The sequence below is a fragment of the Mycobacterium sp. IDUB_39 genome, from assembly GCF_055419205.1.
The window spans coordinates 111240-131531 of sequence record NZ_JBVAXF010000010.1 but is presented as its reverse complement, the minus strand read 5'-3'; the positions used below and the strand labels follow the sequence as shown (position 1 = coordinate 131531).

Sequence of the window (20292 nt, the reverse complement as noted above, 5' to 3'; positions counted from 1 at the left end):
TCACTCCCTCCGCAAGAGATTGAGCCGTTTCTCGTATGGGATCGACGGCATGTTCAGCACGTGCGCGACCGCCTGGGTCGGGTCGAGGCGAACGTAGTTGGACTGTCCCCACTGGTACTCGGCCCCGGTGATCTCATCCCGTACCCAGAATCGGTCGTGATCCTGCATACCCAGGGCAGCCATGTCCAACCACAGAGTCGACTCCTCGGCGCCGAAGGCGTTGAGCGTGACGACCACCAGCACACAGTCCCCGGTGGCGGGGTCGAACTTGCTGTAGGCCAGCAGGGCGTCGTTGTCCAGGTGATGGAACTTGATGGTGCGCACCTCGCTGAGTGCCGGATGCAGCTTGCGAATCTCATTGAGCCGAGTGAGGAACGGCTCCAGCGACTCGCCCCTGGCCAGCGCCGCCTCGAAGTCGCGGGGACGCAACTGGTACTTCTCGGAGTCCAGGTACTCCTCGCTGCCCTCGCGGACCGCCGCGTGCTCGAACAGCTCGTAGCCGGAGTACACACCCCACGTCGAACTCATCGTGGCCGCCATCGTCGCGCGAATGGCGAACATGCCCGGGCCGCCGTACTGCAGGCTCTCGTGCAGGATGTCGGGCGTGTTGGTCCACAGGCTCTGCCGGGCGTAGTCGGCGTGCGCGGCGAGCTGCTCGCCGAACTCGGTCAGCTCCCACTTCGCGGTACGCCAGGTGAAGTAGGTGTAGGACTGCGTGAAGCCGAGCTTGGCCAGACCGAAAAGCCGTGCCGGCCGGGTGAACGCCTCGGCCAGAAACAGCACGTCGGGATCGGTGTTCTTCACCTCGCCGATCAGCCACGCCCAGAAGTTGGGTGGCTTGGTGTGCGGATTGTCGACGCGGAACACCTTGACGCCGTGACTGATCCAGTACCGAACCACCCGCAGCACCTCGGCGTAGATTCCTGCCGGGTCGTTGTCGAAGTTGATCGGGTAGATGTCCTGGTACTTCTTCGGAGGGTTCTCGGCGTAGGCGATGGTGCCGTCGGGCAACACGGTGAACCACTCGGGGTGGGACGTGGCCCAGGGGTGGTCCGGAGCGCACTGCAGCGCCAGATCCAGCGCGACCTCGAGGCCCTCGGCGTGGGCGGCGGCGACGAAGTCGTCGAAGTCGTCGATGGTGCCCAGTTCCGGATGCACCGCGTCATGGCCGCCCTCGTCGCTGCCGATGGCCCACGGGGATCCGACGTCGTTCGGTGCCGCCGTGACGCTGTTGTTGCGTCCCTTGCGGTGCACCTTGCCGATCGGATGGATGGGCGGTAGGTAGACGATGTCGTAGCCCATGTTCGCCACTCGGGGCAGCGCCTTGGCCGCCGTCGCGAACGTCCCGTGTACCGCGTTGCCGGCGGCGTCCCAGCCGCCCGTCGAGCGCGGAAACATCTCGTACCACGCGCTGAATCGCGCCAGCGGTCGATCCACCCAGACCCCGAATTGGTCTCCGCGCGTGACCAGTTCGCGCAGCGGATAGCGCTTGAGCAGGTCGGTGACCTCGACGGCGAGCGCGGCGCCCGCCCTGGTGAACGGATCGCCGGGTGCGCGCAGCCGGGCCGCGGCATCGATCAGCGGGAAGCGGTCCTGGCGCGGCACGCCCATAGCGGCCCGCTCGAGGAGCTGCGCGCCCACCAGCAGGTCGTTGTCCAGCTCGGATTCGCCCTGGCCCGCCTCGAGCTTGGCGGTGACGTTGTGCCGCCACGTGCTCAGCGGGTCACCCCAGCCGTCCACTCGGAACGTCCAGAGCCCGACGGCGTCGGGCGTGAACTGGCCGTGGAACACATCGGGGACGGACCCGGGCAGCATCGGCAGCCGTTGCGGCTTGACCCGCTGGGAAGCGCCGACCACGGCCTCGATCGGAACGGGTTCGAGTTCGGCCGGCCGCAGGCCCGTGGGCGTCTCGGCCAGCCGCGGGTAGGCGGTGCCGTGGTACCGGACGACCAACGTTGCCGCGACGGCATCGTGGCCCTCGCGCCACACCGTCGCCCGCACGGGCAGTATCTCGCCGACCACCGCCTTTGCCGGAAAACGGCCACCCGAGACCACAGGCGCGACGTCATCGATTCCGATACGACCGACCACCACCACCCAACTCCTCACGTTGTACGCGGCCGGCTCGGCCGCGCGGTGTCGTCTGTTCCGTTACAGCCCCGTCGCTCTATACCCACCGTAGTGTCCGGCCGAACCAAAGGTGCTCCGATGCGGTCATCGACACCGGTGCCACGCGTGAATTCGTCGGTAAGGTGAGATCGCGTGAAAGCCCTTCGCAGATTCACGGTCCGCGCCCACCTTCCGCAGCGTCTCGCCGCGCTGGAGCGACTTTCGGTGAACTTGCGATGGTCGTGGCACATGCCGACGCAGGATCTGTTTGCCACAATCGAACCCGACCTCTGGAAGCAGGTGGGCAGGGACCCGGTGGCGCTGCTTGGCGCGGTGAGCCCCAAGCGGCTCGATGAGTTGGCGGTGGAGGACTCGTTCCTGACGCGCCTGGATGATCTCGCTGCCGATCTCGACGACTATCTGAGCCGCCCGATGTGGTACCAGGAGTGCGCCGCGGAGGCGGAGGATGGCGGTTCGCCCTGGCCGACGGGGATCGCGTACTTCTCGATGGAGTTCGGCGTGGCCGAGGTGCTGCCGAACTACTCGGGAGGTCTGGGCATCCTGGCCGGCGACCACCTGAAGTCCGCATCTGACCTGGGGCTTCCGCTCATCGCGGTTGGCCTCTACTACCGATCTGGCTACTTTCGGCAGTCGCTTACCGCCGACGGCTGGCAGCACGAGACCTATCCGCCTCTGGATCCGCAGGGTCTGCCGCTGCGCCTGTTGACCGACGAGTCGGGAGCGCCGGTCCTGGTGCGGTTGGCCATGCCGGACGCCGGCGAGCTGAACGCGCGGGTATGGATCGCGCAGGTGGGACGAATCCCGTTGCTACTCTTGGATTCCGACATTCCAGAGACCGAGCACGATCTACGCAGTGTGACCGACCGCCTCTACGGAGGTGACCAGGAACACCGAATCAAGCAGGAGATCCTGGCCGGGATCGGCGGCGTGCGTGCCATTCGTGCGTTCACCGCGGTCGAGGGCCTGCCCGAACCGCAGGTCTTCCACATGAACGAGGGGCACGCCGGGTTCCTGGGGGCCGAGCGCATCCGGGAACTCGTCACCGACGGCGGCCTGGACTTCGACACCGCGCTCGCGGTGGTCCGTTCGAGCACCGTGTTCACCACGCACACCCCCGTGCCCGCGGGTATCGACAGGTTCCCGGTCGAGATGGTGCGGCACTACTTCGGCAGCCCGGCCGGTAGCCCGTCGGGTGCGAATTCGCTTCTGCTGCCCGGTGTTCCGATCGACCGCATTCTGGCGTTCGGCGCAGAGGACGACGCGTCGAAGTTCAACATGGCCCACATGGGTCTGCGTCTGGCGCAGCGAGCCAACGGGGTGTCGCTGCTGCACGGCCAAGTCAGCCGCGGCATGTTCAACGAGCTGTGGCCCGGATTCGACGAGGGCGAGGTGCCGATCGGCTCGATCACCAATGGTGTGCACGCCCCCACCTGGGCGGCCCCGCAGTGGCTGGAACTGGGGCGCGAACTCGCCGCCGGTGACTCGTTGTCGGAGCCCGCGACCTGGGAGCGGTTGCAGCAGGTCGACCCCGCTCGCCTGTGGTCGATCCGTTCCCAGCTGCGCGAGCGACTGATCGCCGACGTGCGGGCGCGGGTGCGCAGGTCATGGCAGGAGCGGGGTGCTTCGGAAGCCGAGTTGGGTTGGATTGCAAGTGCGTTCGATCCGAACGTGCTGACCGTTGGGTTCGCCCGCCGGGTGCCGACCTACAAGCGGTTGACGCTGATGCTGCGCGATCCCGAGCGGCTCGAGCAACTGCTCCTCGACGAGGAGCGGCCGGTGCAGTTGATCGTCGCAGGCAAGTCACACCCCGCCGACGAGGGCGGCAAGGCGCTGATCCAGCAGGTGGTGCGTTTCGCCGACCGGCCCGAGGTGCGACACCGCATCGCCTTCCTGCCCGACTACGACATGTCGATGGCGCGGTTGCTGTACTGGGGCTGTGACGTGTGGCTGAACAATCCGCTGCGGCCGTTGGAGGCCTGCGGCACGTCGGGCATGAAGAGTGCGCTCAACGGGGGTTTGAACCTGTCCATCCGCGACGGTTGGTGGGATGAGTGGTACGACGGCGAGAACGGTTGGGAGATCCCGACCGCCGATGGCCTCGCCGACGAGACCCGCCGCGACGATCTCGAGGCCGCCGCGCTGTATGACCTGCTGGCCGATTCGGTGACGACCAAGTTCTACGACCGCGACGAGCGGGGTATCCCGAACCGCTGGGTCGAGATGGTGCGGCACACGCTTCAGACGCTCGGGCCCAAGGTCCTCGCGTCGCGGATGGTGCGCGACTACACCGAGAAGTACTACGTACCGGCCGCGCAGTCGCTGCATCGCACGATCGAGCCGTTCGACGGCGTGCCGTTCGGTGCGGCCCGTGGTCTGGCGGCCTATCGGCAGCGCGCCGAGGACGCCTGGCCCAAGATCCAGATCACCGACGTGGACAGCTACGGCCTACCCGACACCCCGCTGCTCGGCTCGGAGCTGACGTTGACCGCGACCGTGCACCTCGCCGGGCTGCAACCTGACGAGGTGGTGGTGCAGGCCGTGGTCGGGCGGGTGGACGCGACCGACGCGTTGGTGAACCCGGAGACTGTGCGGATGGCGCACACCGGGACGGCCAACGACGGCAACGAGGTGTTCTCGACGAGAACCCCTCTGCCCGTTGCGGGACCGGTCGGCTACACGGTGCGCGTGCTCCCGCACCATCGTCTGTTGGCCGCACCCACCGAGCTGGGTCTGGTCACGCTGGCGTGAGTGGAATTCTCGAGGTTGCGATCGACGGCGGGCCATATGCCCTGGCGCTGGGGCCCGACGGCGCGATGTGGGTCACGCTGGCGCGCCGCGGCGCGATCGCCCGCGTGACGGCAGACGGGGACCTGCGTGAGTTTCCCATCGCGGGTGACGCCAAGCCGACGATCATCACGGCCGGGGGAGACGGGGCGCTGTGGTTCGCCCGCTCCGGTGATGACCGCATCGGCCGGATCACCACCGACGGTGAGCTGAGTGCTGTCGAATTGTCCAACGGGAGTTCGCCGTTCGGGCTTACGGTCGGACCCGACGGTGCGCTGTGGTTCACCGCGATGGAGACCGGGACGGTCGGTCGGGTCTCCGCCGACGGCGTCGTCGAGGAGTGGCCGGTCGGCGGCAGGCCGTCGATGATCACCAGTGGGCCCGACGGCGCCCTGTGGTTCACCATGAACCAGGCCAACGCGATAGGCAGGCTGGACCTCGCGGGTGAGTTGACGGTGCGCGCACTGCCGACGCGCGGAGCGGGGCCGGTGGGCATCACCGCGACTCACGACGACACGGTCTGGTTCACCGCGATCCTGGCCGACAAGATCGGCCGGATCCCGATGGACGATGCGATTCAGGAGATGGATCTGCCGGGTAAGCCGCACGCGGTGGTCGCCGATCCCACCGGCGGGGTGTGGGTGAGCCTCTGGGGTGCCGACCAGATCGCCCGGGTGAGTGCAGACGGCGAGGTCTACACCATCGACCTGCCCGGCGGGAGCGAGCCGCACGGGATGGCGGTGGGCCGCGACGGTGCTCTCTGGGTGGCGCTGGAAGCCGGTTATGTTCTCCGGCTGCCGACTAACTGACGTACTTTCCAAACCCCACGTTCGGAGGCCGTCTCGGCGCGGTAGGTTCCGAAGAACGAAACAAGGGGGCCAACTGTGCCGAGGGAACGTCTCACCGTCCTGGTCGGATGTGTGCTGGTCGCGATGGCGACCGCACCGTCGGCGGTAGCCGATCCCGAAGTAGTTGCAATTGAACCCGTCGCCGCCGAGGCCCCGCTCGAGGGGGCGCCGCCCGACGGCGTGGTGGTCTCGCCGCCGGCACAGACCCTGACGACGCCCGACGGGTGGACGCTGACCCTGGCGGCCAAGGACGAGACCCAGGTCGCCAGCGCCCCACTGACCACCGCCCTGTCATCGCGGGAGTACGTCGTCGGCGGCACGTTCAACGGCTCGCTGGTCGGACCGGGTGCCGATGGTGACCCCGGCGGGACCATCGAGGTCGGCTACCAGATCGGCTGCGGTATCGACATGAGCACGTCCAACGGCGTCACGCTGGCCGGGACCGCGGGGCTCAACTCGTCGATCGGCGTGCTCGGGACCGACGTCGCCTCGCCCCTGCCGGAGGGCATTCTGCCCGGGGTGGGTGCCAACATCGGCGGTGGTGTCACGGTCGGCCTCAAACCCGGCATCATCAACATCGTCCCCGTCACGAAGAAGGAGTTCGAGGGCTCCGAACCGTGGGTGATGATCAGCAACTTCCACGTCAAGATCGACGGCTGCGTCGGTCAGTCGTTCATCCGCTCGTACGCGTTCCTGACCCGCTCCACCAGCATGTCCGACGCGATTCTGGCCTACTACGGCGAGACCAAGGTCGTCTGACGCTGCGACTTCGGCGCGAAAACCGTCGCTGAGCGAACGAAACCGCGCCGAAATCACGGTGGGGCTAGTCGAAGCGCTTGAAGCAGCGGTCGGTGTCACCGAGGACACCCACCCGGAACGCGTCGATGCGCGAGAAGCCCGACGGCACGGAGTCGCCATTGACGTCGCTGGCGACCATGCCGTTGAGCAGGATGCCCGACACCGCCTCGTCCACGTCGCCCGCCGTGAGAGCGATGGTGTCGCCGTCGGGGGTGGTGATCGGCTGCGTCATCTTCGCCGTCGCGACGCCCGTGAGGCAGGCGGTGCGCAGCGCGGCCTCCGCGGTGTTCAGTGCGACGTCGCCGTGCTCGTGCTGCAGCGCCTGCATGTAGCGCGACACCAGGATTGAGTAGGCGGTGTTATCGCCGGTGACCAGTCCGCCGCCGTCCTCCTCGCCGCCCGCGGCTCCGACCGCAGCCAGCTTGTCGACGTCGACGATGATCGTGTTGGAGGCCGGGCAGTAGGAGACGGGTGGGCGCATCCGGGCGTCCTGGCAGTCCTGCGCCTCGAACGCCAGCTCTGGCGGATTGGCCGGCTCGAAGAGGATGCCCAGCGCGTCGATGATGGAGCGCACCGAGTCCTCGGTGACGGGCAGCTCGCCGGTCTCATCGTCGGGCAGCAACACGGGCAGGTCGCCCCGGCGCTGATCGATTTCCTGCATGTCGATGCCCTTGCACGAACTCGCCCCGTCGGTGAAGCCGAACTGGAACGCCGACACCCTTTCGAACGCCGAACCGTGCTCGTCCGCACCGACTTCGGGGTCGCTCTCGGTGAGCAGCGGGTCGCGGAAGGCGATCATCGCGGCCAACAGGTTGTTCAGCCCCTCGCCGGTGTTCACCGTGAATCGGGGGGAGTTGCCCTCGGCAACCCAGCGCATGTAGGAGCCCGCCAGGCAGTCGGCCTGTTGCTCGCTCATCAACGTGGGTGTGTCATCGTCGACGAGCCCGGCCTGATGCTGGATCGAGTGGCCGTACTCATGTGCCAGCACCATCGTGACCGCCATATCGCCGTTGGCCCGGCGCAGCGATGGCAGCAGCTCGCCGCGGTCCCAGCCGATGCTCTCGTCGTCGAAACAGAACCCGGCATTGACCAGCCCGACGGTGTCCATACCGCAGAACACGCCGTCGAAGTCCTCGGCGTCCCACGAGTGGAGCTCGGAGGCGGGCGTGAACTCGCCGTCGAATGTCTCGCCGTAGACGGTCGCCCAGAACTCCTCGATATCGCTGATGGACTGGCGCGCGAGTTCATCGATATCGCCGCCGTCGGTTCCCACCACGTCACGCGACGGCTCGGCGGCGTCATCACGCAGCCCCGTTGGCCCGTCGGTGGCGGGCATGCCCGCGACGCTGAATGGATCGTTGAACACCGACACCGCGCTGCCCGACAGGGTCGAGGCGCACGAGGTGACAAGGACTGCCGCACACGCGGCGACGGCCAGTGACCCAAGATGCCGACGACCCATGGACGCCGCCTTTCAGGTTTCGCGGGGCGGCCGTGGCGGCGCGCACTACTGCCAGAGCAGCTTAGTGAACGAACGTGGAGGCGGAGCCGAAACCTCGAGGCAGGACGGTCAGGCGCTCCGCAGGCGCTCCAGGGCCGCCCGGACCCGTGCTCCGTCGGTGGTCGTCCAGAACGGCGGCAACGAGGCCCGCAGGTACCCGGCATAGCGGGCGGTGGCCATCCGGGAGTCCAGTACGGCGACGACACCGCGGTCATCGACGTGGCGCAGCAGCCGGCCCGCGCCCTGGGCGAGCAGCAGCGCGGCGTGACTCGCGGCCACCGCCATGAACCCATTGCCGCCGTGGGCGGCGATCGCGCGTTGGCGCGCGGTGATCAGCGGATCGTCGGGGCGGGGGAACGGAATCCGGTCGATCAGCACCAGGGACAGTGACGCGCCGGGCACGTCGACGCCCTGCCACAACGACAGCGTGCCGAACAATGACGTCTCGTCGTCCGCGGCGAAGCGGCGAATCAGCGCCGACGTGGTGTCCTCGCCCTGGCACAGAACCGGGGTGTCGAGGCGGTCGCGCATCACCTCGGCGGTGGCCTTGGCGGCGCGCATCGAGGAGAACAAGCCCAGCGTGCGGCCTCCCGCGGCAGTGACCAGCTCGGCGATCTCATCGAGTTGTTCCGACGATCCGGTGCCGTCACGTCCCGGCGGGGGAAGGTGCTTGGCGACGTAGAGGATGCCCGACTTCGCGTGTGCGAAGGGCGATCCGACGTCAATACCGCGCCACTTGGCGTTATCGTCGGCACCGAACTGCAGGCCCCACGACCGCGCCATGGCATCGAATGTCCCGCCGACGGTCAGGGTGGCCGACGTGAGGATCACGGTCGACTGATCGAACAATCGGTTGCGCAGCAGGCTGGCCACCGACAGGGGGGCCACCCTCAGGATCGCTCGTTTGTTGCCGCGGTTCTCGTCGTGGTCGAGCCACACCACATCGGTGCGGTCGGGAATCGCCGGGCCGTAGGAGTCCAGCACCCGGGTCGCGGTGTCCCGCACGTCATTCAACGACGTGACCGCCTCGTTGCGGGCGGACGCGGCTTTGGGGTCGGCCGGAGCCATGTCGATGCCGGCGCGAACCTTGTCGGCGGAGTCGCGCAGCACCGTCAGGTAGGTCGTCAACTCGTCGCCGAGGTTGTCCTTGCGCCCCGGCTCCTCGTCGAAGATGGCGGAGGTGAATGTGGCGATGGCCGCCTCGAACCGTTGCGCCAGTTCGGGTTCGACGAGCCGCGCGGAACGGCGGTGGGCGACGCCGAGCGACGTCGCCGACAGCTCGCCGGTGGCCACGCTCGTCACCCGATCGACGAGTTCGTGCGCCTCGTCGACCACGAGCAGCTCGTGCTCGGGCAGGACGTTGACGTCGGAGATGGCGTCGATGGCCAGCAGCGCGTGATTGGTGACAACCACGTCGGCCTCCCCGGCCTTGGCCTTCGACTTCTCGGCGAAGCAGTCCGAGCCGTACTCGCAGCGGGTGGCGCCGATGCACTCACGGGCCGACACGCTGACCTGGCCCCACGACCGGTCGAGCACGCCGGGCAGCAGCTCGTCGCGATCCCCGGTCTCGGTGTCCGAGGACCACTCGGTGAGGCGTTTGACGTCACGGCCCAATTGCGTCGACGCGACGGCGTCGAACAGTTCCTCCTGTGACCTGTCCTCGGCCGAGTCGTCGGTGACACCGCCATGAATCTTGTTGAGGCACAGATAGTTTCCACGCCCCTTGAGGAGCGCGAAGTCGGGTCGACGGGGCAGCTCGGGGGCCAGTGCATCGGCCAGTCGCGGCAGGTCGCGGTCGACGAGTTGGCGCTGCAGGGCAATGGTCGCGGTTGAGACGACGACCGGTCGGTTGGTCTCGACGGCGTGGGCGATGGCCGGCACCAGATAGGCCAGCGACTTGCCGGTGCCGGTGCCGGCCTGCACGGCGAGATGCTCACCGGTACTGAAGGAGCGCTCGACGGCCTGGGCCATGTCGACCTGACCGCTGCGTTCGGCACCGCCGAGGGCTGTCACGGCGGCGGCGAGCAGGCCAGTCACGCGGGTGGTGTCGGGTTCGGTGGTCATGAGGAGTGCGTGACCATCCGCGTCGCGATGGCCGGTTCGCCGCGGGAGAGCTTGAGACCGTCCCACGGTAGGCTGCGCAATCCGGCGGCTACGCGCTCACGGGCGGCGGCGATCGAGAGGTCGGCGACCACCTCACCGTTGCGGACCAGGGGCACCGCGACTTCGCGGGCCACCAGGCCGGCTGGTGGTTCGGGTGCCTGTCCGTCCGGATGCACGACCTCCTCGACGATGGTGCCCGACGGCTTGGACAGTCTCTGCGCCTGCTTGCGGCCACCGTGGGATTCCTTGCGGCTGCTGCGTTTCGCGACGGGCAGGCCGTCCACCTCAACGAGCTTGTAGACCATGCCCGCGGTGGGGGCGCCCGAGCCGGTGACCACCGACGTGCCGACCCCGTAGGTGTCGACGGGTTCGGCACGCAGGGCCGCGATCGCGAACTCGTCGAGGTCGCCCGACACCACGATTCGGGTGGTCGTGGCGCCGAGGTCGTCGAGCTGCGCACGGACCTGGCGCGCCAGCACGCCGAGTTCGCCGGAGTCGATGCGCACCGAGCCCAGCTCCGGCCCCGCGACGGCGATCGCGTTGGCCACGCCGGTGGTGATGTCATAGGTGTCGACGAGAAGTGTGGTGTTCACGCCGAGCGCGTCGACCTGCGCGGCGAATGCCGCCCTCTCGTCGGGCCCGTCGGCGGTGGAGTACAGCAGCGTGAAGGCGTGCGCGCTGGTCCCGCGGGCGGGTACGCCGTAGCGCTGTTGTGCGGCGAGGTTGGACGATGCGGCGAATCCGGCGAGGTAGGCGGCGCGCGCGCAGGCGACGGCCGCCTCCTCGTGCGTGCGCCGCGAACCCATCTCGAGCAGCGGCCTGCCATCGGCGGCGCTCACCATGCGGGCCGCGGCCGACGCGATGGCCGAGTCGTGGTTGAGGATCGACAGCGCCAGGGTCTCGAGGATCACACACTCGCCGAAACTGCCGTGTACCGACAGGACGGGCGAGCCGGGAAAGTACAGCTCACCCTCGGGGTAGCCGTCGATGTCACCGCGAAACCGGTAGTCGGCGAGATAGGCCAGGGTGGCCGGATTGAGGAACTCGGCGAGCAGCGTCAGCGCGGCGTCGTCGAAGGTGAACTCCGGCAATGCTTCCACCAGCCGGGCGGTGCCCGCGACGACCCCGTAGCGTCGGCCCTCGGGCAGCCGTCGACCGAATACCTCGAACGTCGTGCGACGGTGCGCGGTGCCGTTGTGGAGCGCTGCCGCGAGCATCGTCAGTTCGTACTTGTCAGTGAGCAACGCCGAGGTCACACGCCCAAACATAGCCGTTGCAGCGACTCGCTATCCTTGGCGACATGGTTACGCCAGCGAGGACCCGGCCGGGGACCCGCGAGGAACACGCGAGTGAGAGTGTTCCGCAAGACGAGGTGGCCACCGACAGCCCGTGGGTGACCATCGTCTGGGACGATCCGGTGAACCTGATGTCGTACGTGACCTACGTGTTCCAGAAGCTCTTCGGCTACAGCGAGCCGCACGCGACGAAGCTCATGATGCAGGTGCACGAAGACGGCAAGGCCGTGGTCTCCGCGGGCAGTCGGGAGTCCATGGAGGTCGATGTGTCCAAGCTGCACGCCGCGGGGCTGTGGGCCTCGATGCAACAGGACCGTTGAGGCGACGGGTGCGTAAGTGGAAGAGGGTCGACACCGTAGACGGCGTGCGGTACCGGTCGGCGATGGCAGCACACGAGTCGGCACTGTTGCAGAGTCTGGCCAACTCGATGCTGGAGATGCTCAACGACCGCGAATCTGACTCGCCGACAGACGAACTCGAGGAGCTGACCGGTATGCGTACCGGCAACTCGCGGCCGCCCGAGGACGACACGATGCGCCGGTTGCTGCCGGACTTCTACCGTGCCGCCCGAGATCATCCGGCCGGTTCGGGCACCGCGGAGAGCCTGAACAGTGCGCTGCGCAGCCTCCACGAGCCCGCCATCATCGATGCCAAACGGCAAGCGTGCCAATGTCTGCTGGACACCCTGCCCGCCGCTGGCGGGAAGTTCGAACTCACCGAGGATGCCGCACACAGCTGGGCCGCCGCGGTCAACGACCTTCGGCTGGCGCTGGGCACCATGCTCGAGATCGGACCCGACGGTCCCGACCGGCTGCCGCCCGAGCATCCGATGGCCGGACACCTAGACGTGTATCAGTGGCTGACCGTGCTGCAGGAGTACCTCGTGCTGGGTCTCATGAGCCGGGGGACCCAGCGATGAGCGCTTGCGCGAAGAGCAGAGGACAGCGATGAGCGGCTCCATCACCGACGTCGCGGGCATTCTCGTCGGGCACCACCAGCGCCTGGACGACGACGCGACGCTGGGCGCGGGCTGGGCGTGCGGCACCACCGTCGTGCTCACCCCACCCGGCACGGTCGGCGCGGTGGACGTGCGCGGCGGTGCTCCCGGTACCCGCGAGACCGACCTGCTCGATCCGGCCAACAGCGTGCGCTACGTCGACGCCGTCGTGCTGACGGGCGGTAGCGCCTACGGGCTCGCCGCGGCGGACGGCGTGATGACGTGGCTCGAGCAGCATGACCGCGGGGTGGTGATGGACGGCGGGTTGGTACCCATCGTTCCCGCGGCGGTGATCTTCGACCTGCCCGTCGGCGGGTGGCAGTGCCGCCCGACCGCCGAATTCGGCTTCGCCGCAGCCAACGCCGCGGGTACCGACGTGGCCATCGGCACCGTGGGTGCGGGTGTCGGAGCACGCGCGGGCGTCCTCAAGGGCGGCATCGGCACGGCGTCGATCCGGCTCGAGGCCATCGGTGTCACGGTCGGCGCCGTCGTCGCGGTGAACTCGGCGGGCAATATCGCCGATCCCCGTACCGGGCTGCCGTGGATGGCCGAGTACATCGCCGAACTCGACCTGACCCCACCGCCCGCCGAGCAGATATCGGCCTTCGCGGCGCTCGACGCCGAACTCTCACCGCTCAACACCACGATCGCCGTCGTCGCCACAGATGCCCTACTGAGCCCCGCCGCCTGCCGGCGGGTCGCGGTCGCCGCGCAGGACGGACTGGCCCGCACCATCCGGCCAGCGCACACCCCGCTCGACGGCGACTCCGTTTTCGTGCTCGCGACAGGCGCGATCGAGGTCGAGCCCGCCAGCGACATTCCGGCCGCGATGTCGCCCGAGACCAAGCTGACCACCACCATCGGCGCGGCGGCGGCGGACTGTCTCGCCCAGGCGGTGATGGCCGGAATCCTGGCTGCCGAATCGGTGGCCGGAATACCCACCTACCGCGACATGTTGCCCGGAGCGTTCGCGAACCGAAATGGAGCCTGACCCGTGCTGGTGATTCGTAGGGACCTGGTTGACGCCATGGTCGCCCACGCCCGCGCCGACCACCCCGACGAGGCGTGCGGCATCGTCGCGGGTCCCGAGGGCTCCGACCGGCCCGAGCGCTTCATCGCGATGGAGAACGCCGAGCGGTCGCCGACCTTCTATCGATTCGACTCGGGAGAGCAGCTCAAGGTGTGGCGAGCGATGGACGACGCCGACGAGGTGCCCGTGGTCATCTATCACTCGCACACCGGCACCGAGGCGTATCCGAGCCGCACCGACATCGCGTTGGCGTCCGAGCCCGACGCCCACTACGTCTTGATCTCCACCCGCGACCCCGACGAGCATGAGCTGCGGAGCTACCGCATCCGCGAGGGCGTCGTCACCGAGGAACCCGTCAACATCGTCGAGCAGTAGACCAGAGAAACAGCCCCCGAAAGGCCGACCCCCATGACCATCACCGTCTCCATCCCCACCATCCTGCGCACTCACACCGGAGGCGAGAAGCGCGTCAGCGCATCCGGTGCCACGCTGCAGGCCGTGATCAGCGACCTCGAGGCCAACTACTCGGGCATCTCCGAGCGGCTCATCGACGCCGGTAACGCCGGCAAGCTGCACCGCTTCGTGAACATCTACGTCAACGACGAGGACGTCCGCTTCTCCGGCGGGCTGGACACTGTGATCTCCGACGGTGACTCGGTCACGATCCTGCCCGCCGTTGCGGGCGGGTGAGTCGGTGACATGACGAGATACGACTCGCTGTTGTCCGCGCTCGGCAACACGCCGCTCGTCGGGTTACAGCGGTTGTCGCCCCGGTGGGACGAGGGAGAGGACGGCACCCCGCACGTGCGGCTGTGGGCCAAGCTCGAGGACCGCAACCCCACCGGCTCCATCAAGGACCGCCCGGCGCTGCGCATGATCGAGCAGGCGGAGCGTGACGGGCTGATCCACCCGGGTTCCACGATCCTGGAACCCACGAGCGGCAACACAGGCATCTCCCTCGCGATGGCGGCGCTGTTGAAGGGCTACAACCTAATCTGCGTGATGCCCGAGAACACGTCGATCGAACGCCGTCAGCTGTTGGAGCTGTATGGCGCCAAGATCATCTACAGCCCCGCCGAGGGCGGGTCTAACACCGCCGTCGCGACCGCCAAGGAACTGGCGCAGGAGCACCCCGAGTGGGTGATGCTCTACCAGTACGGCAACCCGGCGAACGCCGCCGCGCACTACGAGGGCACAGGACCCGAGGTCCTGGCCGACCTGCCGGAGATCACGCACTTCGTCGGCGGGCTGGGCACCACGGGAACGCTCATGGGTGTCGGGCGCTTCCTGCGCGAGAACGTCCCCGGGGTCCAGATCGTCGCCGCCGAACCACGTTACGGCGAGGGTGTCTACGCGCTGCGCAACATCGATGAGGGTTTCGTGCCCGAGCTCTACGACCCGGACGTGCTGACCACTCGGTTCTCGGTGGGTGCGTTCGACGCCATCAGGCGCACGCGCGAGATCGTGCAGCTGGAGGGCATCTTCGCCGGCATCTCGACCGGGGCGATCCTGCACGCCGCGCTCGGCATGGCCGCCAAGGCGGTCAAGGCCGGTGAGCGCGCCGACATCGCGTTCACGGTGTGTGATGCGGGTTGGAAGTATCTGTCGACCGGCGCCTACGCCGGTAGCCTGGACGATGCCGAGGACGCATTGGAAGGGCAGCTATGGGCATGACGGTCGATCGCCGACAAGGGGCGGACCGGGCATGACGATGCCGGGGTATCCGCCCGCGATCACACCGGGCCCGAGCAAGAGGCCGGCGTGGTTGGTCGGCGGCGTGACGATCCTGTCCTTCGTCGCCCTGCTCTACGTCATCGAGGTCGTGGACGTGGTGATGGGCCACCGGCTCGACCAGGATGGCATTCGACCGCTCGAGACCGATGGACTGTGGGGCATCCTCTGGGCGCCGCTGTTGCACGGCGGTTGGCCGCACCTGATCGCCAACACTCTGCCCGCCCTCGTCCTCGGATTCCTGATGACGCTGGCCGGGATCGGGAGGTTCGTCGCGGCCACTGCGATCGTGTGGATCGTCGGCGGGTTCGGTACTTGGCTGATCGGCAATGTCGGGCTGCACTGTCCCTATGTCGGCGTGCAGTGCACGTCCACCCACATCGGCGCCTCAGGCCTCATCTTCGGCTGGTTGGCGTTCCTGATCGTGTTCGGGTTCTTCACCCGCACGGTGTGGGAGATCGTCGTGGGCGTCGTGGTCCTCTTCATCTATGGAGGCGTTCTGCTCGGTGTGGTGCCGGGCACCCCGGGGGTGTCGTGGCAGGGCCACCTGTGCGGTGCCATCGCGGGTGTGTTCGCCGCTTATCTGCTGTCCGGTCCGGAGCGGAAGGCCCGCGAACAACGCAAGGGCAAGACCGCACCCTCAATCGGTCTCTGAGGGCGCAGACGGTCTTGTGGCGGGCCATGTGCTGCGCTTTGCTGATTGAGGCCTGCGCCACACTTTGGGCTGCGGGCGGTCTGCGTCTCAATCGGCGTCTGACCAGGTGAGGCAGCACATTGCGACGAATTGATGAAACGCGACGCCCAAAGCGCTGATGTTTTCGTCACACGCCCATCGGGCATGGCAAGCTAGTGAACGTGCGAATCACCGTACTGGGTTGCTCCGGCAGTGTGACGGGGCCTGATTCGCCAGCATCCGGATATTTGGTGACCGCACCCGATACGCCACCGCTGGTGATCGACTTCGGTGGTGGTGTGCTGGGCGCACTGCAACGTCACGCCGATCCCGGCACCGTTGGTGTTCTGCTGTCGCACCTTCACGCCGACCACTGTCTGGACCTTCCCGGTCTGTTCGTCTGGCGTCGCTATCACCCGACCCCGCCTAAGGGGCGTGCCCTGATGTACGGCCCGGAGGCCACCTGGGCCCGACTTGGCGCCGCGTCGTCTCCCGAGGGCCGCGAGATCGATGACTTCACCGACATCTTCGACGTCCGAAATTGGGTCGACGCCGAGCCGGTTGAGATCGGCACGCTCACCGTCGAGCCGCGTCTGGTGTGCCATCCCACCGAGTCCTACGGAATGCGGTTCACCGACCCGTCCGGGGCCGTTTTCGTCTACAGCGGTGACACCGGGTACTGCGACGCGCTCATCGAGCTGGCCCGCGGCGCCGACGTCTTCCTGTGCGAGGCGTCGTGGACCCACGCGCCGGACCGTCCGCCGAAACTTCACCTGTCGGGTACCGAGGCGGGGCGTGCCGCCGCGAGAGCCGGTGTGCGCGAGCTGCTCCTGACTCACATCCCGCCGTGGACCTCGCGTGAGGACGTGATCAGCGAGGCCAAGGCCGAGTTCGACGGTCCCGTGCACGCCGTGGTGTGCGACGAGACGTTCGACGTCACGCATTCCTGAACCACGCGCCCCTGAACCACGCGACGCCAGAGTTGCCCTGGGCCGATAGGGTTGGCCCGTGTCCAGACGAGAAGATGGCCGCCTCGATGACGAGCTGCGACCGGTAACCATCACCCGAGGCTTCACCTCACATCCGGCCGGTTCGGTGCTGGTCGAGTTCGGCCAGACCCGGGTCATGTGCACGGCCAGCGTCACCGAGGGCGTGCCCCGGTGGCGCAAGGGGTCGGGCCAGGGCTGGCTGACGGCCGAGTACGCGATGCTCCCCGCGGCCACCCACGACCGTTCGCAACGTGAGTCGGTGAAGGGCAAGGTCGGCGGGCGCACACAGGAGATCAGCCGGCTCGTCGGCAGGTCGCTGCGCGCGTGCATCGACCTGGGGGCGCTGGGGGAGAACACCATCGCGTTGGACTGCGACGTGCTGCAGGCCGACGGCGGTACCCGGACGGCGGCCATCACCGGCGCGTACGTGGCGCTGGCCGACGCGGTGACGTATCTGGCCGCGGCGGAGAAGCTGTCCGACCCCCGCCCGTTGTCGTGTGCGATCGCCGCGGTGTCGGTCGGCGTGGTCGACGGCCGGGTGCGGGTGGATCTGCCCTACACCGAGGACTCGCGCGCCGAGGTTGACATGAACGTCGTGGCGACCGACACGGGCACGCTGGTCGAGATCCAGGGCACGGGTGAGGGTGCGACGTTCCCGCGCTCGACGCTGGACAAGATGCTCGACCTTGCGATGGCCTCGTGCGAGCAGTTGTTCGCGATCCAGAACGCGGCGCTGGAGTTGCCCTATCCCGGTGAGCTTCCCGAGCCGTCCGGCCCGCCGAAGAAGGCGTTCGGAAGCTGACCGGGTTGTCTCGCGTCCTGGTCGCCTCCCGCAACCCCAAGAAGCTGGCCGAGCTGCATCGCGTGCTCGACACCGCCGGGGTGTCGGGTCTGACCCTGCTGTCACTGGACGACGTGGCGCCCTTCGACGAGGCCCCGGAGACGGGTGCGACGTTCGAGGAGAACGCCTTGGCCAAGGCCAGGGACGCCTTTCGCGCCACCGGCTTGGCCTCGGTCGCCGATGACTCGGGGATCACGGTCGACGCGCTGAACGGCATGCCGGGTGTGCTGTCCGCACGGTGGTCGGGTGCCCACGGCGACGACGCGGCCAACACCGCGCTCCTGCTGGGCCAGCTGCGGGATGTGCCCGAGGAGCGGCGCGGCGCTGCCTTCGTGTCGGCGTGCGCGCTGGTGTCCTCGGCCGGTGAGACGGTGGTCCGTGGCGAGTGGCCGGGCACGGTGGCCCACGAACCACGCGGGGCCGGCGGATTCGGTTACGACCCGGTGTTCGTGCCCATCGGGGAGTCGCGGTCGGCGGCCGAACTGACCCGCGAGGAGAAGGACGCCGCGTCGCATCGCGGACGGGCGCTGGCACTGTTGCTTCCGGCCCTGCGGGCGCTCGTCTGAGCACCGGAAATCCGTAGTTTTATGTAGCGCTACTAAACGCGTAGTGTTCGCGCGGTGTTTCGTCGTGCTGCCGCTGGGGTCCCGTCCTCGCTGACCCCGCGGCATCCGAGCGTGCTTATCGCCGTGCTGTCGGCGGCGGGCATCAGCGTGTCCATGATGCAGACGCTGATCATCCCGTTGATCCCCGAACTGCCGAGGCTGTTGAACACCAGCCCCTCCGATGCGTCCTGGGTGATCACCGTGACGCTGCTGACCGCGGCCGTCGCCACACCGGTGTTCGGCCGACTGGGCGACATGTACGGGCCCAAGCCGATGCTGATCACGTGTGCGCTGATGTTGATCGGCGGGTCGGTGCTCGCAGCCTCGACGACGTCGCTGTTGCCGATGATCGTCGGCCGTGGCCTTCAGGGTTTCGGGATACCGATCATCCCGCTCGGTATCAGCGTGCTGCGATCATGCGTTCCAGCCGAGCGCGTCGGCAGCGCAATGGGTTTGATGAGCGCATCGTTGGGTGTAGGCGGTGCGCTCGGGCTGCCGCTGTCGGCCGTGATCGCGGAGCGCTTCGACTGGCACATGCTGTTCTGGTTCGCGACCGGTCTCGGTGTCGCGGCCCTGGTGATGTTCATATTCCTTGTTCCGCACGTCCCGTCACGCACGGACGACCGGCTCGATCCGCTGGGTGCGCTGCTCCTGGCGGGCGGCCTGGTGACGCTGCTCCTGGGCATCTCGAAGGGCCAGAGTTGGGGCTGGACAAGCGGTGCCACGTTGGCGATGTTCGTCTCGTCGCTGGTGATCTTCGCGGTGTTCGGGTGGTGGCAGCTTCGGATCTCCTCGCCGATGGTCGACCTGCGGACCACCGTGAAGCGGCCGGTGCTGGCGACCAACGTCGCCTCGGTGGCGGTGGCCTTCGGCATGTTCGGGCTGACGCTGGTGGCGCCCCAGATTCTGGAGATGTCGACCGAGACGGGCTACGGACTGGGCCAGTCGATGCTGGCGACGGGCCTCTGGTTGGCGCCCGGTGGCCTGGCCATGATGGTGACGTCGCCGATCGCGGCGCGAATCGCCGGGGTGCGTGGGCCGCGTTTCACCTTGGTGACCGGAGCGGTGATCATCGCCGTGTCGTACTCCGCCGGGCTGGTGCTTCTTGCGGCACCGTGGCAGATCATGCTGCTCAACATCGCGGTGTCCGTGGGCGTGGGGTTCGCGTACGCGTCCATGCCCGCCCTCATCAACGCGGCGGTGCCGGTGTCGGAGACGGCGGCGGCCAACGGCATCAATGCGCTGGCCCGCTCCCTTGGCACGGCGGTGTCCAGCGCGGTGATCGGCGCGATCCTCGCCGGCATGGTGGTGTCACACGCCGGCACTCAGGTCCCGACCATGGCCGGGTTCCGGACGGCGCTGGTGGTGGCGGCGTGCGTCGCGGCGTTGGCCGCGGTGCTGGCGCTGTTGATCCCGGTGGTGCAACCGCCCGGGGCCACCGCGGACTTCGTCGATGACGACGGTCTCGGTGAACCCGTCGCCGACCCCGTTCCGCCGCATCGGCTGGAGTCCTCACTGTCGCTGTTGAGCAGACATTCGGAGAACGGCCCGTACGCCGACGAGTCGGTGGGCATGGATCGCGATTCGCATCAGGTGATGAGCCACATCGACGCGGCGGGCTCGATGTCACTGGCCGACCTCGCGGCCGCCATCGGAGGGGACGTACCGACGGCGAGCCGACACGTCGCCGCGCTGCTGCGGGATGGGCTGGCCTCGGGCACGGGTCGCGTCGAGAGCGGCCGGTCACCGGTGTTCTACCTGACACCGCGGGGGTGCGAGCGGCTGTACCGACAGCGCGACGTTCGGGAGTCGTACTCGACGGAGCACGCCTGGTCCTCGGCACACGTCGAGGCGCTATCCGAGTACGTCGACCGGCTGGCGCTGAGCATCGTCGTTGACGACGCCGCCGCCGATGTGACCGCGCCGCTCCTGGTGCAGCGCGACTGATGTCCCGTCGCGCTTAGGCC

General features: G+C 68.2%; 18 protein-coding genes. 14 read left to right on the top strand and 4 right to left on the bottom strand.

What is annotated here, in order from left to right:
* Positions 1-2091: an alpha-1,4-glucan--maltose-1-phosphate maltosyltransferase gene (locus ACZY0X_RS28735; protein ID WP_463775292.1), complete on the bottom strand. Its 2091-nt coding sequence runs from the start codon at positions 2089-2091 to the stop codon at positions 1-3.
* A 171-nt stretch (positions 2092-2262) separates the two neighbouring features.
* Here ACZY0X_RS28735 and glgP point away from each other — a divergent pair, with 171 nt between their 5' ends.
* From glgP to ACZY0X_RS28720, 3 genes are all read left to right on the top strand, one after another.
* Complete coding sequence (gene glgP, locus ACZY0X_RS28730; RefSeq protein ID WP_463775247.1) at positions 2263-4878, top strand: alpha-glucan family phosphorylase; 2616 nt, start codon at positions 2263-2265, stop codon at positions 4876-4878.
* Entirely contained in the window at positions 4875-5723 is an 849-nt protein-coding gene (locus tag ACZY0X_RS28725) for a virginiamycin B lyase family protein (protein WP_463775246.1), read from the top strand. Before glgP ends, ACZY0X_RS28725 begins: the two co-directional genes overlap by 4 nt.
* Positions 5724-5846: 123 nt before the next feature.
* On the top strand, positions 5847-6521 hold the full coding sequence (locus tag ACZY0X_RS28720; RefSeq protein ID WP_463775290.1) for an MspA family porin: 675 nt from the start codon (positions 5847-5849) through the stop codon (positions 6519-6521).
* Positions 6522-6585: 64 nt separating this feature from the next.
* On the opposite strand, the gene ACZY0X_RS28715 is transcribed toward ACZY0X_RS28720, so the two are convergent.
* The 3 genes from ACZY0X_RS28715 to ACZY0X_RS28705 all read right to left on the bottom strand — a co-directional run bounded on the left by ACZY0X_RS28715 (position 6586) and on the right by ACZY0X_RS28705 (position 11420).
* Entirely contained in the window at positions 6586-8022 is a 1437-nt protein-coding gene (locus tag ACZY0X_RS28715; RefSeq protein WP_463775245.1) for a neutral zinc metallopeptidase, read from the bottom strand.
* Between the two features lie 108 nt (positions 8023-8130).
* Positions 8131-10125 carry an ATP-dependent DNA helicase gene (locus ACZY0X_RS28710; protein WP_463775244.1) on the bottom strand — a complete coding sequence of 665 codons (1995 nt, stop codon included), beginning with the start codon at positions 10123-10125 and terminating at the stop codon, positions 8131-8133.
* On the bottom strand, positions 10122-11420 hold the full coding sequence (locus ACZY0X_RS28705) for a nicotinate phosphoribosyltransferase (protein WP_463775243.1): 1299 nt from the start codon (positions 11418-11420) through the stop codon (positions 10122-10124). The genes ACZY0X_RS28710 and ACZY0X_RS28705 overlap by 4 nt, the downstream gene beginning before the upstream one ends.
* 44 nt (positions 11421-11464) lie before the next feature.
* On the opposite strand from ACZY0X_RS28705, the gene clpS reads away from it, so the two are divergent.
* The 11 genes from clpS (at position 11465) to ACZY0X_RS28650 (ending at position 20272) form a co-directional block, all read left to right on the top strand.
* A complete protein-coding gene (clpS, locus tag ACZY0X_RS28700) occupies positions 11465-11779 on the top strand; it encodes an ATP-dependent Clp protease adapter ClpS (RefSeq protein WP_241404120.1) in 315 nt (104 codons plus the stop codon).
* Between the two features lie 8 nt (positions 11780-11787).
* A complete protein-coding gene (gene aosR, locus ACZY0X_RS28695; protein ID WP_463775241.1) occupies positions 11788-12378 on the top strand; it encodes an oxidative stress transcriptional regulator AosR in 591 nt (196 codons plus the stop codon).
* Between the two features lie 28 nt (positions 12379-12406).
* A complete protein-coding gene (locus ACZY0X_RS28690) occupies positions 12407-13447 on the top strand; it encodes a P1 family peptidase (protein ID WP_463775239.1) in 1041 nt (346 codons plus the stop codon).
* A gap of 3 nt (positions 13448-13450) precedes the next feature.
* Complete coding sequence (locus ACZY0X_RS28685) at positions 13451-13861, top strand: M67 family metallopeptidase (protein WP_463775238.1); 411 nt, start codon at positions 13451-13453, stop codon at positions 13859-13861.
* Between the two features lie 33 nt (positions 13862-13894).
* A complete protein-coding gene (locus tag ACZY0X_RS28680; protein ID WP_463775236.1) occupies positions 13895-14176 on the top strand; it encodes a MoaD/ThiS family protein in 282 nt (93 codons plus the stop codon).
* Between the two features lie 9 nt (positions 14177-14185).
* On the top strand, positions 14186-15160 hold the full coding sequence (locus ACZY0X_RS28675; protein ID WP_463775235.1) for a PLP-dependent cysteine synthase family protein: 975 nt from the start codon (positions 14186-14188) through the stop codon (positions 15158-15160).
* A 31-nt stretch (positions 15161-15191) separates the two neighbouring features.
* On the top strand, positions 15192-15872 hold the full coding sequence (locus ACZY0X_RS28670) for a rhomboid family intramembrane serine protease (RefSeq protein ID WP_463775234.1): 681 nt from the start codon (positions 15192-15194) through the stop codon (positions 15870-15872).
* Positions 15873-16066: 194 nt separating this feature from the next.
* Complete coding sequence (locus tag ACZY0X_RS28665; RefSeq protein ID WP_463775232.1) at positions 16067-16840, top strand: cyclic nucleotide-degrading phosphodiesterase; 774 nt, start codon at positions 16067-16069, stop codon at positions 16838-16840.
* 58 nt (positions 16841-16898) lie between these two features.
* Positions 16899-17681: a ribonuclease PH gene (rph, locus tag ACZY0X_RS28660; protein WP_463775231.1), complete on the top strand. Its 783-nt coding sequence runs from the start codon at positions 16899-16901 to the stop codon at positions 17679-17681.
* A 5-nt stretch (positions 17682-17686) separates the two neighbouring features.
* Positions 17687-18286, top strand: coding sequence for an RdgB/HAM1 family non-canonical purine NTP pyrophosphatase (gene rdgB, locus ACZY0X_RS28655; RefSeq protein WP_463775230.1), 600 nt, complete (start codon positions 17687-17689; stop codon positions 18284-18286).
* A 54-nt stretch (positions 18287-18340) separates the two neighbouring features.
* Entirely contained in the window at positions 18341-20272 is a 1932-nt protein-coding gene (locus tag ACZY0X_RS28650) for an MFS transporter (RefSeq protein ID WP_463775229.1), read from the top strand.
* Positions 20273-20292: the final 20 nt, after the last annotated feature.

Excerpts from the sequence above, each read along its gene's own strand:
- ACZY0X_RS28720 (WP_463775290.1), top strand. The coding sequence starts at position 5,847 with ATGGCGACCGCACCGTCGGCGGTAGCCGATCCCGAAGTAGTTGCAATT.
- ACZY0X_RS28710 (WP_463775244.1), bottom strand. The coding sequence starts at position 10,125 with ATGACCACCGAACCCGACACCACCCGCGTGACTGGCCTGCTCGCCGCC.
- ACZY0X_RS28670 (WP_463775234.1), top strand. The coding sequence starts at position 15,192 with ATGACGATGCCGGGGTATCCGCCCGCGATCACACCGGGCCCGAGCAAG.
- ACZY0X_RS28715 (WP_463775245.1), bottom strand. The coding sequence starts at position 8,022 with ATGGGTCGTCGGCATCTTGGGTCACTGGCCGTCGCCGCGTGTGCGGCA.
- ACZY0X_RS28675 (WP_463775235.1), top strand. The coding sequence starts at position 14,186 with ATGACGAGATACGACTCGCTGTTGTCCGCGCTCGGCAACACGCCGCTC.
- ACZY0X_RS28690 (WP_463775239.1), top strand. The coding sequence starts at position 12,407 with ATGAGCGGCTCCATCACCGACGTCGCGGGCATTCTCGTCGGGCACCAC.
- clpS (WP_241404120.1), top strand. The coding sequence starts at position 11,465 with ATGGTTACGCCAGCGAGGACCCGGCCGGGGACCCGCGAGGAACACGCG.
- ACZY0X_RS28680 (WP_463775236.1), top strand. The coding sequence starts at position 13,895 with ATGACCATCACCGTCTCCATCCCCACCATCCTGCGCACTCACACCGGA.